The 16462-nt window shown below is 64.3% G+C and carries 19 protein-coding genes; 10 read left to right on the forward strand and 9 right to left on the reverse strand.

The window, feature by feature from the left end; translation table 11 throughout:
- Nucleotides 1-83 precede the first annotated feature (83 nt).
- The 5 genes from ACM62G_RS21200 to ACM62G_RS21220 form a co-directional block, all read right to left on the reverse strand.
- A complete protein-coding gene (locus tag ACM62G_RS21200) occupies nt 84-1415 on the reverse strand; it encodes a deoxyguanosinetriphosphate triphosphohydrolase (RefSeq protein ID WP_054058818.1) in 1332 nt (443 codons plus the stop codon).
- Nucleotides 1416-1559: 144 nt separating this feature from the next.
- Nucleotides 1560-2723 carry an EAL domain-containing protein gene (locus ACM62G_RS21205; RefSeq protein ID WP_054058817.1) on the reverse strand — a complete coding sequence of 388 codons (1164 nt, stop codon included), beginning with the start codon at nt 2721-2723 and terminating at the stop codon, nt 1560-1562.
- A gap of 129 nt (nt 2724-2852) precedes the next feature.
- Nucleotides 2853-3194: a hypothetical protein gene (locus ACM62G_RS21210; protein ID WP_054058816.1), complete on the reverse strand. Its 342-nt coding sequence runs from the start codon at nt 3192-3194 to the stop codon at nt 2853-2855.
- Nucleotides 3191-3568: a phage holin family protein gene (locus ACM62G_RS21215; protein WP_054058815.1), complete on the reverse strand. Its 378-nt coding sequence runs from the start codon at nt 3566-3568 to the stop codon at nt 3191-3193. Before ACM62G_RS21215 ends, ACM62G_RS21210 begins: the two co-directional genes overlap by 4 nt.
- Nucleotides 3569-3570: 2 nt before the next feature.
- A complete protein-coding gene (locus ACM62G_RS21220; protein WP_419735476.1) occupies nt 3571-3885 on the reverse strand; it encodes a DUF883 family protein in 315 nt (104 codons plus the stop codon).
- A 328-nt stretch (nt 3886-4213) separates the two neighbouring features.
- On the opposite strand from ACM62G_RS21220, the gene ACM62G_RS21225 reads away from it, so the two are divergent.
- A complete protein-coding gene (locus ACM62G_RS21225; protein ID WP_419735477.1) occupies nt 4214-5422 on the forward strand; it encodes an ammonium transporter in 1209 nt (402 codons plus the stop codon).
- 3 nt (nt 5423-5425) lie between these two features.
- On the opposite strand, the gene ACM62G_RS21230 is transcribed toward ACM62G_RS21225, so the two are convergent.
- A complete protein-coding gene (locus tag ACM62G_RS21230) occupies nt 5426-7381 on the reverse strand; it encodes a monovalent cation:proton antiporter family protein (protein ID WP_054058812.1) in 1956 nt (651 codons plus the stop codon).
- 189 nt (nt 7382-7570) lie between these two features.
- Between ACM62G_RS21230 and ACM62G_RS21235 the strand changes: the two genes are divergently transcribed.
- From ACM62G_RS21235 to ACM62G_RS21260, 6 genes are all read left to right on the forward strand, one after another.
- The gene (locus ACM62G_RS21235; RefSeq protein WP_273825472.1) at nt 7571-8677 is read left to right on the forward strand and encodes an acyltransferase family protein; all 1107 of its coding nucleotides are present in this window, start codon (nt 7571-7573) and stop codon (nt 8675-8677) included.
- A gap of 6 nt (nt 8678-8683) precedes the next feature.
- Nucleotides 8684-9655: an acyltransferase family protein gene (locus tag ACM62G_RS21240; protein ID WP_273825471.1), complete on the forward strand. Its 972-nt coding sequence runs from the start codon at nt 8684-8686 to the stop codon at nt 9653-9655.
- Nucleotides 9656-9722: 67 nt separating this feature from the next.
- A complete protein-coding gene (locus ACM62G_RS21245) occupies nt 9723-9959 on the forward strand; it encodes a glutaredoxin family protein (protein WP_054058810.1) in 237 nt (78 codons plus the stop codon).
- Nucleotides 9960-10109: 150 nt separating this feature from the next.
- Nucleotides 10110-10295: a hypothetical protein gene (locus ACM62G_RS21250; RefSeq protein ID WP_419735478.1), complete on the forward strand. Its 186-nt coding sequence runs from the start codon at nt 10110-10112 to the stop codon at nt 10293-10295.
- 146 nt (nt 10296-10441) lie between these two features.
- The gene (locus ACM62G_RS21255) at nt 10442-10777 is read left to right on the forward strand and encodes a hypothetical protein (protein ID WP_054058809.1); all 336 of its coding nucleotides are present in this window, start codon (nt 10442-10444) and stop codon (nt 10775-10777) included.
- A gap of 81 nt (nt 10778-10858) precedes the next feature.
- Nucleotides 10859-11749 (forward strand): pseudouridine synthase, encoded by an 891-nt coding sequence (locus ACM62G_RS21260; protein WP_273825470.1) that lies wholly within the window; start codon nt 10859-10861, stop codon nt 11747-11749.
- Here ACM62G_RS21260 and ACM62G_RS21265 read toward each other — a convergent pair.
- From ACM62G_RS21265 to mobA, 3 genes are all read right to left on the reverse strand, one after another.
- On the reverse strand, nt 11733-12206 hold the full coding sequence (locus tag ACM62G_RS21265) for a type II 3-dehydroquinate dehydratase (RefSeq protein WP_054058807.1): 474 nt from the start codon (nt 12204-12206) through the stop codon (nt 11733-11735). The genes ACM62G_RS21260 and ACM62G_RS21265 overlap by 17 nt on opposite strands.
- 149 nt (nt 12207-12355) lie before the next feature.
- Nucleotides 12356-12577 (reverse strand): YgdI/YgdR family lipoprotein, encoded by a 222-nt coding sequence (locus ACM62G_RS21270; protein WP_054058806.1) that lies wholly within the window; start codon nt 12575-12577, stop codon nt 12356-12358.
- A gap of 46 nt (nt 12578-12623) precedes the next feature.
- Entirely contained in the window at nt 12624-13241 is a 618-nt protein-coding gene (mobA, locus tag ACM62G_RS21275; protein ID WP_419735479.1) for a molybdenum cofactor guanylyltransferase MobA, read from the reverse strand.
- A gap of 121 nt (nt 13242-13362) precedes the next feature.
- On the opposite strand from mobA, the gene moaB reads away from it, so the two are divergent.
- The 3 genes from moaB to ACM62G_RS21290 all read left to right on the forward strand — a co-directional run bounded on the left by moaB (nt 13363) and on the right by ACM62G_RS21290 (nt 16451).
- Complete coding sequence (moaB, locus tag ACM62G_RS21280) at nt 13363-13902, forward strand: molybdenum cofactor biosynthesis protein B (RefSeq protein WP_419735480.1); 540 nt, start codon at nt 13363-13365, stop codon at nt 13900-13902.
- Nucleotides 13903-13924: 22 nt separating this feature from the next.
- A complete protein-coding gene (glp, locus tag ACM62G_RS21285) occupies nt 13925-15112 on the forward strand; it encodes a gephyrin-like molybdotransferase Glp (RefSeq protein ID WP_419737543.1) in 1188 nt (395 codons plus the stop codon).
- 190 nt (nt 15113-15302) lie between these two features.
- The gene (locus ACM62G_RS21290; RefSeq protein WP_419735481.1) at nt 15303-16451 is read left to right on the forward strand and encodes an acyl-CoA dehydrogenase family protein; all 1149 of its coding nucleotides are present in this window, start codon (nt 15303-15305) and stop codon (nt 16449-16451) included.
- Nucleotides 16452-16462: the final 11 nt, after the last annotated feature.

Raw genomic sequence — 16462 nt, forward strand, 5'->3', positions numbered from 1 at the left:
CGGCCAATGTAGGCTTTCTCCGCGCGACGTAGGGGGGCCTTCGGCAAGGGCTTCAGTCCTTGCCGAAGGCGAGCGGGGCAAGGTTACTGGGGACTGGAGCGTCCGGTCATTTCCCTGGCCATTTCACTGGCGTAGCTGTCGGTCATGCCGGCGATGAAGTCGATCATGCGCAGGAACGAGGCGTGCAGCGGCCAGTCGGGATTGGGCGCGTTGTTGCCGAGCAGATCGAGAATCCGCCGGTTCTTGAACGACGGCGTACGCCCGCCGTGCTGCTCCAGGGCGGCACCGCAGAAGGCATTCAGGAGAATCTCCAGGGTGGTGTAGGCGCCGATTTCGTGCAGCGTCTTGCGTTTGTCCTGGAAGATCTTTTTGCGGGCGATGTCCTTGGCGTTGAGCACGCAACGCTTGGCCGGACCGTGCATGTGTTCGACCAGGTCGCCCGGCAGGGTTCCCGCCAGCAGGGCGTCCTGCTGCTCGACGAAGGCCCTGGCGGCGGCATTGGTCAGGTGTTCGATGGCCTTCCCACGCAGAATCGCCAGTTTGCGTCGACGCGAGTCCTGCGGGCCCAGCAGTCGATAGGTTTCCGGCAGATCGTCACCGACCAGGTCGAGCAGCAGCGATTCGACCTGTTCATAGTCGAGCAGGTCCATCTCCAGGCCGTCTTCCAGGTCGATCAGCGCGTAGCAGATGTCGTCGGCAGCCTCCATCAGGTACACCAGCGGGTGCCGGGCCCAGCGTTGTTCCTCCAGTTGCGGCAGGCCGAGCTTGTGGGCGATCTGCTCGAGGATCGGCAGCTCGCTCTGGTAGCAGCCGAACTTGTGCTTCTTGTAGCCCAGCGAGTCGGCGTGACGGGCGCTCCAGGGGTACTTGAGGTAGGTGCCGAGGGTGGCGTAGGTCAGCCGGGTGCCACCGTCGAACTGGTGGTACTCAAGCTGAGTCAGCACCCGGAAACCCTGGGCATTGCCCTCGAAGTTGAGGAAGTCGGCCCGCTCGGCGATGCTCATGTCGTCCAGCCAACCGCGGCCGGCGGCCTGCTGGAACCAGTGGCGGATCGCATCCTCGCCGGAATGGCCGAAAGGCGGATTGCCGATGTCATGGGCCAGACAGGCCGACTGCACGACCATCCCCAGGTCGCTCGGTTCGCACCAGTCGGGCAGGGCGCTGCGCAGGGTTTCGCCGACCCGCATGCCCAGGGAGCGGCCGACGCAACTGACTTCCAGCGAGTGGGTCAGGCGGGTGTGGATATGATCGTTGCTCGAAACCGGATGTACCTGGGTCTTGCGGCCCAGGCGGCGGAATGCCCCGGAGAAGATGATACGGTCGTGGTCCTTGTGGAAAGGGCTGCGGCCCAGCTCTTGCGGGCTGTGCAGGGGCTTGCCCAGGCGTTCGCGGTTAAGCAGGGTTTGCCAGTCCAAGGCGGGTTCCCTCCGTCGAATGATCGAACCGCCAGCTTCCCGGTTAGCTGGCGCGCCTGCAAGCAAAAACTGGCAAGGTGGGGCAAATCCGGGTGGTCTTTGCGGTGAATGCGATTCAACCGGGCGAATCAGCCACGCAGGCCCCTAGAGGATGGCGGCATCGATATCGATGAGCAGCAGGCGCCGGCCATCGTCGAAGAATTGCCCGGCGGTCAGGCAGTACTGGTTGGTGGTGGCGTCGCGGTAGGTGCCGGACAGCGTCAGGCGCCGCCCATCCCAGCCTTCGGCGAGCAGGTGATAGAAGTACGGGCGCCATGACCAGTTGTGGCCCACATAGCTGTTGTCGGCCTGCCAGGCCTGGTTGCGCCATTCCACGTTGGGTGTGAGTTGCGTGCCGTGGCGGTCGCACTGGTAGAAACGCAGCAGCCAGGGGTAGCTGTCCAGCCGTGGCAGTTGGCTGAGGGGCGCCTGCGCCTGGGCCCAGGCCTGGAGGATGCCCATCAGTTCACCCAGTTGCTGGCGCAGCTTCATCAACTGCGCGCGCTCGGCGAGCTTGCGCTGGACATAGCGTTCGCGCAGTTCGGCGAATTGCCTGACGAACCTGTCGCTGGGGAAAAACGCCTGTTCGGCCTTGGCGAACAGATAACCCTGAACATAGCGTGAACCGCATTCGAGGGCGAAGTTCAACTCTTCCTCGGTTTCGACCCCTTCGGCAATGATCCAGCAGCCGGTCTTTTCCGCCATCTGCGCGAGCGCCTTGACCACCTCGCTGCTCGGTCCGCCACGGGCCGCCGCCTGGAACAGGCGCATGTCGAGCTTGAGAATATCCGGCTGCAGGGCCAGTACCCGATCCAGTTGCGAGTAGCCGGCACCGAAGTCGTCGATGGCGATCCGGGCGCCGGCCTGGCGATAGCGCTCGACCACCTGGGACAGTTGCTGGCTGTCGCCATCCAGTTCGGTGATCTCGAAGACGATGCGGGCCGGGTCCACGCCGTGCCGTTGCAATTGTTGCAGGCTCGGCAGGGCCTGGCCCGGTGTCAACAGGCTGATCCAGCGAGGCGATATGTTGAGGCTCAGAAACCACTCTGGCGGGGCTTCGTGCAGCCGGCTCAGGGCGTCATCGCGCAGTTGCCGGTCGAGGTCCAGCAGGTCTGCTGCGGGTGTCAGCGGGTCGCTGAACAGGGGGCCGACGGAGACCAGTTGCCCGTTCGCCTGGCGCAGGCGGCCCAGGACCTCGACGCCGGCTATGCGCCCCGTCGCGGTATCGATGAATGGCTGAAAGCAAGCGAGCGGTTGCCCGTCGATCACGGAGCCTCCTGAGGCGGTTTGTCGGCTGGTGGCTCGTGGGCAGGCAGCGGGGTCGCCAACCGCCGAAAACAACCGGCGGTTATTGTTCGATCAGTTATCTTTGCAAGAATGCAGCCAGCTCCACTGCCGTCAACGTTTTCCGGATGAGCCCTGCATGACCAGCCTGATCAGCGGCAGCAGGCTGGTGCCCAGGCGCACCAGGCGGGACAGACCGCCGACCCCGGCACCCTTGGCGCCCTTGCCGCCAAGGAAGCCCAGCAGTGTGACCACGGCGATACCCCACAGGGGAGCGTGCTTGATGCCGAGGTTTTCCTGCCAGTTGCGGCCCAGCCCGCGCACGCGCTGCAACGGCTCCAGCAGTTGCCGGGATTCGTGGCGGATTTCCTGTCGATGCATTTCCATGCGCAGGCGGATCAGTGCCTTGCGCATCTCCCGGCGGGAGTTGCCTTGTGGCAGTTCTGGCAGGCTCATGGCAGCAGTCGCTTGCGGTCGTTGGCCAGCTCTTCGAGCGTGGCGTGGAAGGGAGAGGACTCATCGAAGACGGCCGCCTTCAGGCGCAGGCCACAGAACAGGGCGGCCAGGCTGTAGAAGACGCACAAGCCGATGATGCCGGCCAGGCGGTAGGTGTCCCAGACCAGAATCAGCACCAGTGCCGACAGGCCGATCAGCAGCAGCAGGGCGAAGACCAGCGCCAGCCCGGCGAACAGCAGCAGGCTGACAGTGCGGGCCTTCTGTTCCTGCAGCTCGATGCCGAACAGCTCGATATGGCTGTGCAGCAGGCCGAGGACGGCGGCACCCAGGCGCCGGCTGGAGGAGCCGGTGTTTTGCGCTTCGTCGATAGCCATGATCAGCGCCGTGTAACCAGCAGGCCGACGATAAAACCGAGGCCGGCGGCGATGCCCACCGATTGCCAGGGGTTGGCCTGGACATAGTCTTCGGCCGCGACCACGGCTTCCTTGCTCCGCTCACGCAGGGTCGCCTCGGTCAACTGCAGGGTCTCCCGGGCTTTCGACAGGCTGTCGTGAATCTGCACTCGCAGCTCGTCAGCCTGTTCGCCGGCCAGGCCCGCGGTGTGTTCCAGCAAACGCTCGGCGTCGCTGACCAAGGTCTGAAAATCCGCCATCAATATTTCCTGAGCAGTCTTTGCCGGATTGCGGGCCATAGGGGCATATCTCCTTGAGAGGCGTGTGAAAGGTTCGAGTGCGGGCCTTGTCCGAAGGTTCACTGCAATCGACTGGTACAGCTTTTGCTGTGTGCTGGTGCGTGGTCGCAGGCCCGTGCGCCGTATCCGGGCGTTTATGGGCGCGCACCACGAAAACCTTACCTTAAATAATCGAAACACGCGGAAAAAACCGAAGCGGCCACCGAGCCTGTTTTTCGTGCTGCGCCAAAGCGGTTCGCTGCCTGCCCGGCGTGCGCCAATAGAGTGCGAAAAAACCGGTGTCCCGAACAGCCGCGGTGCCTTTCCCTGACTTCAGGTCTGCCGTCCCATGGAAAATTTGCAAAGTGCCGTGGATAGTCTGGTCCATGGTTCCAACACCCTGTTCATCCTGCTCGGCGCGATCATGGTGCTGTTCATGCACGCCGGCTTTGCCTTTCTTGAAGTCGGTACCGTACGCCAGAAGAACCAGGTGAACGCGCTGTCGAAAATCCTCAGCGATTTCGCCATCTCGACCCTGGTGTATTTCTTCGTCGGCTACTGGATCGCCTATGGCGTGAGCTTTCTGCAGCCAGCGGCACAGATCAGCGGCGATCACGGCTACGGGCTGGTGAAGTTCTTCTTCCTGCTGACTTTCGCCGCGGCCATTCCCGCGATCATTTCCGGCGGGATCGCCGAGCGGGCGAAGTTTGCCCCGCAGTTGTGCGCCACGGCGCTGATCGTCGCGTTCGTCTATCCGTTTTTCGAAGGCGCGGTCTGGAATGGCAATTTCGGCCTGCAAGCCTGGCTGCTGGCGCGCTTTGGCGCAAGCTTCCATGACTTCGCCGGCTCCGTGGTGGTGCACACCATGGGCGGCTGGCTGGCGCTGGCGGCGGTGTTGCTGCTGGGGCCGCGCCAGGGGCGCTACCGTGAAGGGCGGCTGGTGGCGTTCGCGCCGTCGAGTATTCCGTTCCTGGCGCTGGGCTCGTGGATCCTGATCGTCGGCTGGTTCGGCTTCAACGTGATGAGCGCCCAGACCTTGCAGGGCGTCAGTGGCCTGGTGGCGGTGAACTCGCTGATGGCGATGGTTGGCGGTACGGTGGCGGCGCTGATCATCGGCCGCAATGACCCGGGCTTCCTGCACAATGGCCCGTTGGCCGGGTTGGTGGCGATCTGTGCCGGTTCCGACCTGATGCATCCGGTGGGGGCGCTGGTGACCGGGGTGGTGGCGGGCGGCCTGTTCGTCTGGTGCTTCATTGCCGTGCAGAGCAAATGGAAGATCGACGATGTGCTGGGTGTCTGGCCGCTGCACGGGCTGTGCGGCGTATGGGGCGGGATTGCCTGCGGGATCTTCGGCCAGCAGGCGCTGGGGGGCCTGGGTGGCGTCAGCCTGGTCAGCCAATTGATCGGCACGGCGCTGGGTGTGGTCGTGGCACTGGTCGGCGGGTTTGCGGTGTATGGGCTGATCAGGGCCGTACACGGCCTGCGGCTGAGTCAGGAAGAAGAGTATTACGGCGCCGACCTGTCGATTCACAAGATCGGCGCCGTGAGCCAGGACTGAATTCTACCCACCCAGCAATCGGGCCTCGCAGGCCTCGATGGCTGCCAGAGGCCCGGACACCCGTACGGTGTCGCCGGCCTGCAGCGTGGTATCGGCATCGACTGCCAGTTCGCTGCCGCCGCGCTGCAGTCCCTGAATCTCGACCCCCAGCTGTTCAAGGGCCAGGTCATTGACCGAGCGGCCGCAGGCATGGGCGTCGGCCCCGAGGTTCACCGCATGCATCAGCACCCTGGGCTGGCCCTGGCTGCCCAGCAGGTTGGTCTGCGCCCCGTGGTAGAAACCGCGCAGCAACTTGTAGCGGCTGTGCCGTACTTCGTTGATTCCGGCCCGTACCCGCTGCTCCTCGACCCCGAGCATCACCAGTGCATGGGAGGCGAGCATCAGGCTCGACTCCAGCAACTCCGGCACCACCTCGCTGGCGCCAGCCTCTTTCAACTCGGTGAGCTGGCTGTCATCGCGGGTCCGGACCAGGATCGGGACCGTGGCGCTGAGCCGGCGGGCCTCCCTGAGCACCTGCATGGCGATATCGGTCTTGTCCACCGCGACCACCAGCAGGCGTGCCCGCTCCAGGCCCACGGCGCTCAGCAGGTCGCCACGGCGTGAGTCGCCGTAGTGCACGCAGCTTTCGCCGGCGGCGGCTTCGCTCACCCGTACCGGATCGTCGTCGAGCGCGACGAAGGGCTGCTGCTCGCGGCGCAGGAAGCGGCCGATGGACTGGCCGACACGGCCGTAGCCGCAGATCACCACATGCCCGTGCAATTCGGCGTTCAGTGCGCTGATTTCCTCCAGGCGGGCTTCCTGGTTCGGCTTGCGATGCAGCGTGGCGGCGATCCGTGGCGCGGCGCGCAGCAGCAAGGGGGTCATGACCATGGAGCAGAAGGTCGCCGCCAGCAACGGACCGCTGATATCGGCGGGCATCAACCGGTTCTGTTGCATCTGGGCCATCAGGGCGAAACAGAACTCGCCGCCCTGGGCCAGGGCCAGGCCGCTGCGCCAGGCGGTTTCCGCATCGCTGCCGCGACCCCTGACCAGCAGCGCCACCACTGAGCCCTTGATCAGCAGCAGGGCCAGGGTCAGGCCGAGGATCAGCAGGCCATGATGGGCGAACAGTTGCAGATCGATCAGCATGCCGATACTGACGAAGAACAGGCCGAGCAGGATGTCGCGAAACGGGCGGATATCGGCCTCGATCTGATGACGATAGTGGCTTTCCCCCAGCAGCATGCCGGCGAGAAAAGCGCCCAGGGCGGGCGACAGGCCCAGCAGGTGGGTCAGCCAGGCGGTCAGCAGCACGATCACCAGGGCCAGCAGTACGAACAGTTCCGCCGAGTGCGAGGCGGCGACCTCATGGAACAACCGTGGCAGCAGCCAGCGGCTGGCCAGCAGCAGGCCGACGAACAGCACCAGGGTCTTGCCCAGGGTGAGTGGCAGCGCCCAGTACCAGGCCTGGTCGCTGCTGCCGGCGAACACCGGGACCAGCGTCAGCAGCAGGACCGCGATGACATCCTGGAACAGCAGCACGCCAATCGCGTTCTGGCCATGGCTGCTGAAGATCTCCCCGAGGCTGGTCAGCTCCTTGCTGACGATGGCGGTCGAGGACAGGGCCAGCCCCGTCCCGAGCATCAGCGCCGCCGCCAGCGGCATGCCGAAGAATGCCAGCAGCGCGCCCAGCACCGCCCCGGTGCAGACCACTTGCAGGCTGCCCAGGCCGAAGACCACACGCCGCAGGGCGAGCATCTTCGACAGGGAAAACTCCAGGCCCAGGGAGAACAGCAGGAACACCACGCCCAGCTCGGCCAGGTCCGGCAGCGCTTCGTTGTCGTTGACCCAGTCGAAGGCGGTCGGCCCCACCAGCAGCCCGACGCACAGGTAACCCAGCACCGGTGGCAACTGCAGGCGCCGGAACAGCGCAATCACTACCAGTGACGAGGCGAGAATGATCAACAGATTGGCAAACACAAGCATCTCCGCAACGGTTCGGAAAAATGGCCCGGAAAAAGTAACCGGAAAAAAGCCGTCAGTTTCTCGCAGATGATCGAAACCAGGGTTGATGGAAATCATCCGCCAGTGGCAATGTCTCATATCCGGCACGGTTCGCTATGCTCAATCTCGGAATGCCGGAGCACAGGCGTGACAACGGAGAGAAGCATGGAGCGGCTGTATTCGCTGCAGGGCCTTAGAGGGGCGGCAGTGGTTGGGGTAGTGCTGTTTCACATGGCGGCGGTGGAGCTCAAGTACTCTGGCGGCGATACCCTGCTGCCGGCGCTGGTGGATTTCTTCCAGCTGGGCGTCGACCTGTTCTTCGTCATCAGCGGTTTCGTCATGGTGATCGTCACCCGTGGCCGCTTCCAGGACAAGGCGCAGTTCCAGCGCTTCCTGTTCAACCGCGTGTCGCGGATCTACCCCAACTACTGGCTGTATTTCTTCATCACCCTGGCGGTGTATCTGGCCTCGCCGACGCTGGTCAACAGCTCCCACGGCGGTTCCAACCTGCTGATGTCGTTCCTGCTGCTGCCCAACGAGCGCGTGCTGCTGGTGATGGTGGCCTGGTCACTGGTGTTCGAGCTGTGGTTCTACCTGGTGTTCAGCGGGCTGCTGGCCTTTCGCGAGCGCTGGTTGCCAGCTCTGCTGCTGGCCTGGGCGCTGGCACTGCTGGTGTTCAACCTGCTCGGTTCCTGGCAGGCCCATGGACCGGCCCTGAAAATCATCCTGCACCCCTATGCCCTGGAGTTCATCGTCGGCAGCGCCCTGGCACTGTTCTTCTACGGGCCGCACAGCGCAAGGGTGCCGACGCCGGCGCTCTGGCTGCTGTTCGCGGCCAGCCTGCTGCTGGGCTTTCCGCTGATCTATCACTACCAGTTGTTCCAGCAGGAAGGGCTGTTGCGGATGCTCTCGGTGGGCCTGGTGTTCGGTGCCCTGACCCTGTCGCTGGTGCTGCTCGAACGGCGTCAGCTGATCCGTATCCCGACGCCGCTGGTGTTCACCGGTGACATGTCCTACACGATTTATCTGTCGCATCTGCTGGTGCTGGGCGTGGTCGGTCGGACCTGGCTGGTGATCGGCAACTGGCCAGGCAGCCTGCTGGACAACCTGCTGTTCCTGCTGCTGATGCTGGCGGCGGTGTTGTGCTACGGCTGGGTCGGCTACTCGTTTTTCGAGAAACCGGTGCTCGATCGGGCGACCCGCTACTGCAACCGCCGGTTTCGCCGCGCCTCGTCGCGCAAGCCGTCCGATTCCTTGCCGGAAAGCAGGTGAGTGCCGATGTCCAAAGTCCTCAACGGTAACCTGGATGCGCTGAAGGTTGTGCTGGCGGTGTTCGTGGTGGTGTTGCACTGTCATTTCATGGGCGGCAACTACACGGCGGTGGGCTACCTGCTGTGCAACGGTCTGTTCCGGGTCGCGGTGCCGACCTTCTTCGTGATCAATGGCTACTACCTGTGGAAAACCCTGGATTCCGGCCACTCGTTCGCCGTCTGGTTCAGGCGCGGGCTGCTGCTGTATCTCTTCTGGATGCTGGTCTACAGCCCGACCTATGTCAGTCTCCAGGCACTGGGCAGCGTCGGTGGGGTGCTGTGGATCGTCAAGCAGTTCGTGATCGGCTACTTCCACCTCTGGTACCTGCTCGGCATGCTCGGCGGCGGCCTGATCCTGTACCTGCTGCGCGGACGCCCGACCGGGCTGCTGGTGGTCCTGGCGCTGGGTGCCTTCACGATCGGCCTGGTGCTGCAATATGCCCGGGTCTATTTCGAGCTGCCCAACGCCTTTCTCCAGCACTTCAACCAGAACGACTACACCGCACGCAATTTCCTGTTCATGGGCTTCCCGTTCATGGCGCTGGGCTTTCTATTGGCCCGGCACCAGGTGCCGGAGCGGGTTACCCGGGCGCAAGTGTGCACGGCCCTGGTGATCAGCCTGCTGCTGGTGTTCGGCGAAGCCTGGCTGAACTACTCGCACCAGGCCGATGCCCGGCAGAACTTCGACTTCCTGCTGTCATTGCCGCTGATCACGCCGGCGCTGTTCCTGCTGCCCTTCGTGTTTTTCCGCCCCTCCACCAGCAGCCGCAACGCCAAGCTGTCCTCGGCGCTCTACTACGTGCATCCGCTGTTTCTCTATGGGGCATTGGCGCTGGGCATCCCCTACGGAAACGCGATGACCGCCATCGTGCTGTTGCTGGCGCTTGCCGCCGCGCCGCTGCTGATCCTGCTCAGCCGCCGGCTGCGCTTCGTGCTCTGAGCGTCGGCTCGACGCAGGCGGGGGGGCGGCCTAGAATGAGGTTTTCCCCTGCCCAGGACCCCTCGCCATGCTGCCTGAATGCCAACTCTTCGGCACCTTGGGTTGCCACCTCTGCGAAGTCGCCGAAGCGGTGCTGATGCCGCTGGTGGAGCACGGCCTGCTGGTGGAACTGGTGGACATCGCCGACGACGAGTCCCTGTTCGAGCGCTACGGCCTGCGGATTCCGGTATTGCGCCGGGTGGATACCGGTGCCGAACTCGGCTGGCCCTTCGATGCCGAACAGGTCGTGGCCTTCGTGCGCTGAGCGCGCCTGCCAGAGCCTTTCCCGGCCCTTCTGTTTCATCAGATTACCCTGGCTTGCACCTGGAAAACGGCTGTGCTTACGTCCAGGCATGACGTTTTGACGCAGCACGCATGCGTGGTGCAGGGAGGAAGTGAAATGAAAGGGAGACAAGTGTTGCTGGTCAACCAACTGGGGGGACGCAAGTTTCTCGCGATGTTGGTGGTTGGTATGAGCACCGCGACCCTGACATGGTATGGAAAGATTGATGGCGCAACCTATGCCATGGTGATCCTCGGTACGGTGGGCTCGTTCATCGGCGGCAACGTCTATGGCAAGGTCCACCCCAGGGAGTCATGACCGCTCGTGCGGCAGGAATCCGTTGGCGAATTGCGTAAAATTCAGTTACTGTATATTCATACAGTTTTGTCCCGGTGTTGGTGACAGGATGTCCACCACGACATGCGCACCCGGGGATGAAACCAGGAAGATCAAGAGGGTAAAGCATGGTCAATGTCGAACAATTGAAATCCAGCGTCAATCGCATGTCCGCCGATGTGGTGCGCGAGGCGGTGCTGGAGTTGCGACTCGATGGGCTGGTGACGGAAGGCAAGACACCGTTCAACAAGCTGCATTTCAACACCTGTTTCGCGGAAATCGAGGCACTGTTCCAGCGCGCGGGTTATCACCGCCAGCTGGATGTGGTGGGCTACCAGGGGCTGCTCTACGCGCTCTACGACCCGGGGCGCTGGGAAGCGGTGGATGTGCTGCGCTGGCTGAAGGACTACACCGAGGCGGCCAGTGGCTCGCCACTGCTCAAGAGCCAGGTGGCGGCCGGTTGAGGCCAACCGGCACGATCGATTGACGGGGCGGCGGGGTCTTGCTCGATAATGTCGGCCCAGCCCGCCGTTCGAGCCCCCGTCATGTCCGCTTCACTGTTCAATGCCGCCGAAAACCAGGCCAGCACCCTGTATCTGCCACCGGGTAGCTGGCCTACCGTGCTGGACTGCCTGTGCGGGCATTTCCCGGCCATCGGTCGCGAGCAGTGGCTCGACCGGATCGCCCGCGGGCGGGTGCTCGATGCCCAGGGTGTGCCGATCACGGCACAACTGGCCTATCGCGAAGGGCTGAAGATCTACTACTTTCGCGAGGTGCCGAACGAGGCAGCGATTCCGGTCACGGAGGCGATTCTGTATGCCGACGAGCACCTGGTGGTGGCGGACAAGCCACATTTCCTGCCGGTGACCCCGGCCGGCGGGTACGTCGAGCAGACCTTGCTGCGCCGGTTGATCCGCCGTCTGGACAACCCTCACCTGGTGCCCCTTCACCGCATCGATCGGCATACCGCCGGGCTGGTGCTGTTTTCGGCGAACCCCGCGACACGCTCGGCCTATCAGTCGCTGTTTCCGACCCGGCAGATCGACAAGTTCTACGAGGCGATCGCCCCGGCCCTGCCAGGGCTGGACTTCCCGCGGGTGCACAAGAGCCGGCTGGTCGATGGCGAGCCGTTCTTCCGCATGTGCGAAGGCGAGGGCGCCAGCAATACCGAGACGCTGATCGAGGTCGCCGAAAAGAACGGTGACCTGTGGCGCTACGCCCTGTCCCCGGTGACCGGCAAGAAGCATCAGTTGCGCGTGCACATGGCCGCCCTGGGCGCGGCGATCTGCAATGACCCGTTTTATCCACAGGTGCTCAAGGACGTCGAGGACGACTACGCCAACCCGCTCAAGCTGCTGGCCAAGGGGCTGCGTTTCGTCGATCCGGTGACGGGGCAGGTGCGTCGGTTCCAGAGCGAAATCACCCTGCACTGGTAGCCCTGAACATCCGGCTCGTCATGGCGTGGGCCGCGTTGACTACCGCCCGCAGGCCGAGCAGGTAGCTGTCGACCCCGAAGCCGCAGATCTGCCCCATGCTCACGTCGGCCAGCACCGAGGGCTGGTGCAGGGTCTCGCGTCCATGGATGTTCGACATGTGCAGTTCCACCACCGGCACCCTCAGGTCGGCCAGGGCATCGCGAATATCGTAGCTGCTGTGGGTCCAGGCCCCGGGGTTGATCAGCACCGCGTCCACATGGTCGCGGGCAGCCTGCTGGATCCGTGCGCACATCGCTCCTTCGTGGTTGGTCTGGTAGCTGGTGATGTCGACTTCCAGCTCCCTGGCCAGTTTCAGCAAACGGGCATCGATCTGCCTGAGTGTGATACCGCCATGGCGGATCGGTGCGCGTTTGCCGAACAGGTCGTGATTGATGCCATGGAGCATGAGCACTTTCATGATTCGTCTTCCGCAAGCTGGCTGGCCCCGATAGGGGGGACACCTACAGAATAGGCTTGGGCGGCGGATCGTGCCGGGTGGCGACTTTCTGGTCGTCGGAAACGACAAAGCCCGCACGCGGCGGGCTTTGCTGGTGATCCTGAAAGGGCTTACAGCTCCTTGACGGTACGCACCTGGTCCTTGTTGATACGGGTGTTCTTGCCGTCCAGTTGCTTGAACTCGTAGAAGCCCGAGTCGGAATCGTACTTGGGAGTGTCCACCGCCTGAATCTCACGCCCGTCGTTCAGGGTGATCACCGTCGGCGTCGAGCAACCGGCGAGGGTGGCCAGGCCCACAGTCAGCATGAGTGCGGCGAGGGTCCGTTGGGTCATGGTGCTTCTCCAGAAAAAATACGGATGGATTACTGCTAGGACGCCATTATTTTCGGCAAGTTCCTTGCGGCTGTCCATCGAGCCTGCTGTCGCAATGCTGAAGCAATTGCGGAGTGTTGAGGTTGGCCAGCCTGGCGTCGCCTGCCGGGCACTGCAGGGCCTGGGCCTGCAACGGCAGCATGACCTGCCGCGGGCTGCGCTCGCCTGCCGCCCAGGCGCGTTCGAAGGCGTCGGCCAGCGCCACCGGGATCACGCAGAACAGCGGTTCCCAGTATTCGCCCTGGCGCACCATCAGCGGCTGCTGTGGGTGCTCGCCGGCCACCTCGAGCATGCTCTGCAGCAGTGACCGATCGACCTGTGGCACATCGCAGGGCAGCACCAGCAGATGCGGGTGACGTGCCACCGCCAGGCCGGCGCGAATCCCGGCCAGGGGCCCGGGGAAATCGCTGCTGTCGTCGCTGACCAGGCGATCGGCATAGACCGCATAGCGTTCCTGGTTACGGTTGCAGGAGATGATCAGGTCGTCGGTCAGTGGCCGCGCCGTGGCATGCAGATGGGCGATCAATGGCTGGCCTCGCCAGGGCAGCAGGCCCTTGTCCCGGCCGCCCATGCGTTGGCCGCGGCCGCCGGCCAGGAGCAGGATGGAGAAGTCGGTCAGCGGCATGGCGGGTCTCGAAGGCGATGGTCGTGTCACTCAAGGAGCGCACTTGTAACAGGCAACGCTGTGATATAACACCGGCCTGTTTCTCCGACAACGCATTCTTCCATCACATTGGACCGAGCCTATGAAAGCCAAGGCTGATAACCCTTTTGTACCGCTGAATATCGCGGTCCTGACTGTCAGTGATACCCGTACCCTGGAAACCGACACCTCCGGGCAGGTCTTCGTCGATCGCCTGACTGCCGCCGGCCACCACCTGGCCGAGCGGGTGCTGCTCAAGGATGACCTGTATCGGATCCGTGCCCAGGTCGCCACCTGGATCGCCGAGGAGGTGGTCCAGGTCGTGCTGATCACCGGCGGCACCGGCTTCACCGGCCGTGACAGTACCCCGGAGGCGGTGACCTGCCTGCTGGACAAGCAGGTCGACGGTTTCGGCGAACTGTTCCGGCAGATTTCCGTGGCCGATATCGGCACCTCCACCGTGCAGTCGCGGGCCCTGGCCGGCCTGGCCAACGGTACGCTGGTCTGCTGCCTGCCGGGTTCGACCAACGCGGTGCGCACCGGCTGGGACGGTATCCTCGCCGAACAGCTGGACTCGCGTCACCGCCCCTGCAACTTCGTTCCACACCTGAAACAGGCGGCGCCTTGTGAATCACGCGGGTAAGCCGGGCAAGAGCGGTGCGCTGATGCCGGTCGAAGTCGCCTTGGCCCGGCTGCTCGAACTGGCCGGGGCGGCGCCGATCCGCGACGTCGAGCACCTGCCGCTGGCGGCTGTCGAGGGTCGGGTGCTGGCCGAGGACCTGGTCTCCAGCCTCGATCTGCCGCCCTGGCCGAACAGTGCCATGGATGGTTATGCGCTGCGCCTGGCCGACTGGCAGGGCGAGCCGTTGCCGGTCAGCCAGCGGATTTTCGCCGGGCAGGCTCCGCAACCGCTGCTGCCTGGCACCTGTGCACGGATCTTCACCGGCGCGCCGGTGCCGGCCGGCGCCGACTGCGTGGAAATGCAGGAAAACGCCGAGGTGCAGGACGATCAGCGGGTACGTTTCACCCAGCCGCTCAAGCCACAGCAGAACATCCGGCCCCAGGGCCAGGAAACCACGGTCGGCGAACGGGTCTTGTCGGCGGGCACTCGCCTGGGGCCGGTGGAGCAGGGGCTGGCGGCCTCACTCGGCTGTGCCGAACTGGCGGTGATCCGCCCGGTGCGCGTCGCGGTGCTGTCGACCGGTGATGAACTGGTCGAGCCGGGCCAGCCGCTGGGGCCAGGGCAGATCTACAACAGCAACCGGGTCCTGCTCTGCAGCTGGCTCAAGCGGCTGGGTTGCACCGTGGTCGATGCCGGAATCCTGCCAGACGATCTGCCGGCCACCCGCCAGCGCCTGGCGGAGCTGGGGGATGTCGACCTGATCCTGTCCACCGGCGGCGTGTCGGTCGGTGAAGCGGACTTCCTCGGCATCGCCTTGCGCGAGGCCGGCGAACTGGACCTGTGGAAACTGGCGATCAAGCCGGGCAAGCCGCTGACCTTCGGGCATTTTCGCGGGGTGCCGGTGATCGGCCTACCGGGTAACCCGGCGTCGACCCTGGTGACCTTTGCGCTGCTGGCGCGCCCCTACCTGCTGCGCCGCCAGGGCGTGCAGGAGGTCGAGCCGTTGCGCTTGCGGGTGCCGGCCGGGTTCGCCTGGCCCAAGCCCGGCAATCGCCGCGAATACCTGCGTGCACGGCTGGAGAAGGGCCGGGCGATCATCTACCGCAACCAGAGCTCCGGTGTCCTGCGCAGTGCGGCGTGGGCCGAAGGGCTGGTGGAAGTGCTGGAGGGGACCACGCTGGTGGAGGGCGATGGGTTGAACTTCATTCCCTTGAGTGAAGTGCTCGGCTAACAGTCGCCAAGCGCTTCGCGGGCAAGCCACGCTCCTACGGGCCCTAGTCGTACGCAAGTCTGATGCCCGGCTTGGGCCTGTAGGAGCGTGGCTTGCCCGCGAAAGCATCCTCAAGATCACCGCATGCAAGAGACTTGAAAACCAAGCAAGCGCTAGGTAAGTTCTCTGGGTCTTCCCAGGGAGCTTGCCCATGTCTGCCTTTCAGGAATACTTCGATCCCGGCCATCAACTGATACGCGACAGCGTCAGGCGTTTCGTTGAGCGGGAAATTCTTCCGGACATCGAGCAATGGGAAGAAGCCGAAGGCTTCCCCCGCGAGCTTTACCTCAAGGCTGGCGCCGCCGGTATCCTCGGTATCGGTTATCCCGAGGCGCTGGGCGGCAGCCATGAAGGCGATCTGTTCGCCAAGGTTGCGGCCAGCGAGGAACTGATGCGCTGCGGCTCCGGCGGCCTGGTGGCGGGCCTCGGCTCCCTGGATATCGGCCTGCCCCCCATCGTCAAATGGGCGCGACCGGAGGTGCGTGAGCGGGTGGTGCCGGCCGTGCTGGCCGGCGAGAAGATCAGTGCCCTGGCAGTGACCGAGCCGGGCGGCGGATCGGATGTCGCCAACCTGCAGACCCGTGCCGTGCGCGATGGTGACTGTTACCGCGTCAGCGGCAGCAAGACCTTCATCACCAGCGGCGTGCGCGCCGACTATTACACCGTGGCGGTACGCACCGGCGAACCGGGTTTTGGCGGTATCAGCCTGTTGCTGATCGAGAAGGGCACTCCGGGCTTCAGCGTCGGCCGGCAACTGAAGAAGATGGGCTGGTGGGCGTCGGATACCGCCGAACTGTTCTTCGACGATTGCCGGGTACCGCTGGGCAACCTGATCGGTGCCGAGAACATGGGGTTTGCCTGCATCATGGGCAACTTCCAGAACGAACGCCTGGCCCTGGCGATCATGGCCAACATGACCGCCCAGCTGGCGTTGGAGGAAAGCCTGAAATGGGCGCGAGCACGCGAAGCCTTCGGCAAACCCATCGGCAAGTTCCAGGTGATCCGGCACCGCCTGGCCGAGATGGCGACGGCCCTGGAGGTATCACGGGAATTCACCTATCGCCAGGCGGCGAAGATGGCGGCAGGGCAGAGCGTGGTCAAGGAGGTGTCGATGGCGAAGAACTTCGCCACCGATACCGCCGAACGGATCACCCACGATGCGGTGCAGATCCTCGGGGGCCTCGGCTATATGCGCGAGAGCCTGGTGGAGCGGTTGTACCGCGACAACCGCATCCTCTCCATCGGCGGCGGTACCCGCGAAGTGATGAACGAGATCATCGGCAGGCAGATGGGGCTCTGAGCCCACCGGCC

Source organism: Pseudomonas sp. COR18, from assembly GCF_048568395.1.
GTDB classification, from domain to species: domain Bacteria; phylum Pseudomonadota; class Gammaproteobacteria; order Pseudomonadales; family Pseudomonadaceae; genus Aquipseudomonas; species Aquipseudomonas fuscovaginae_B.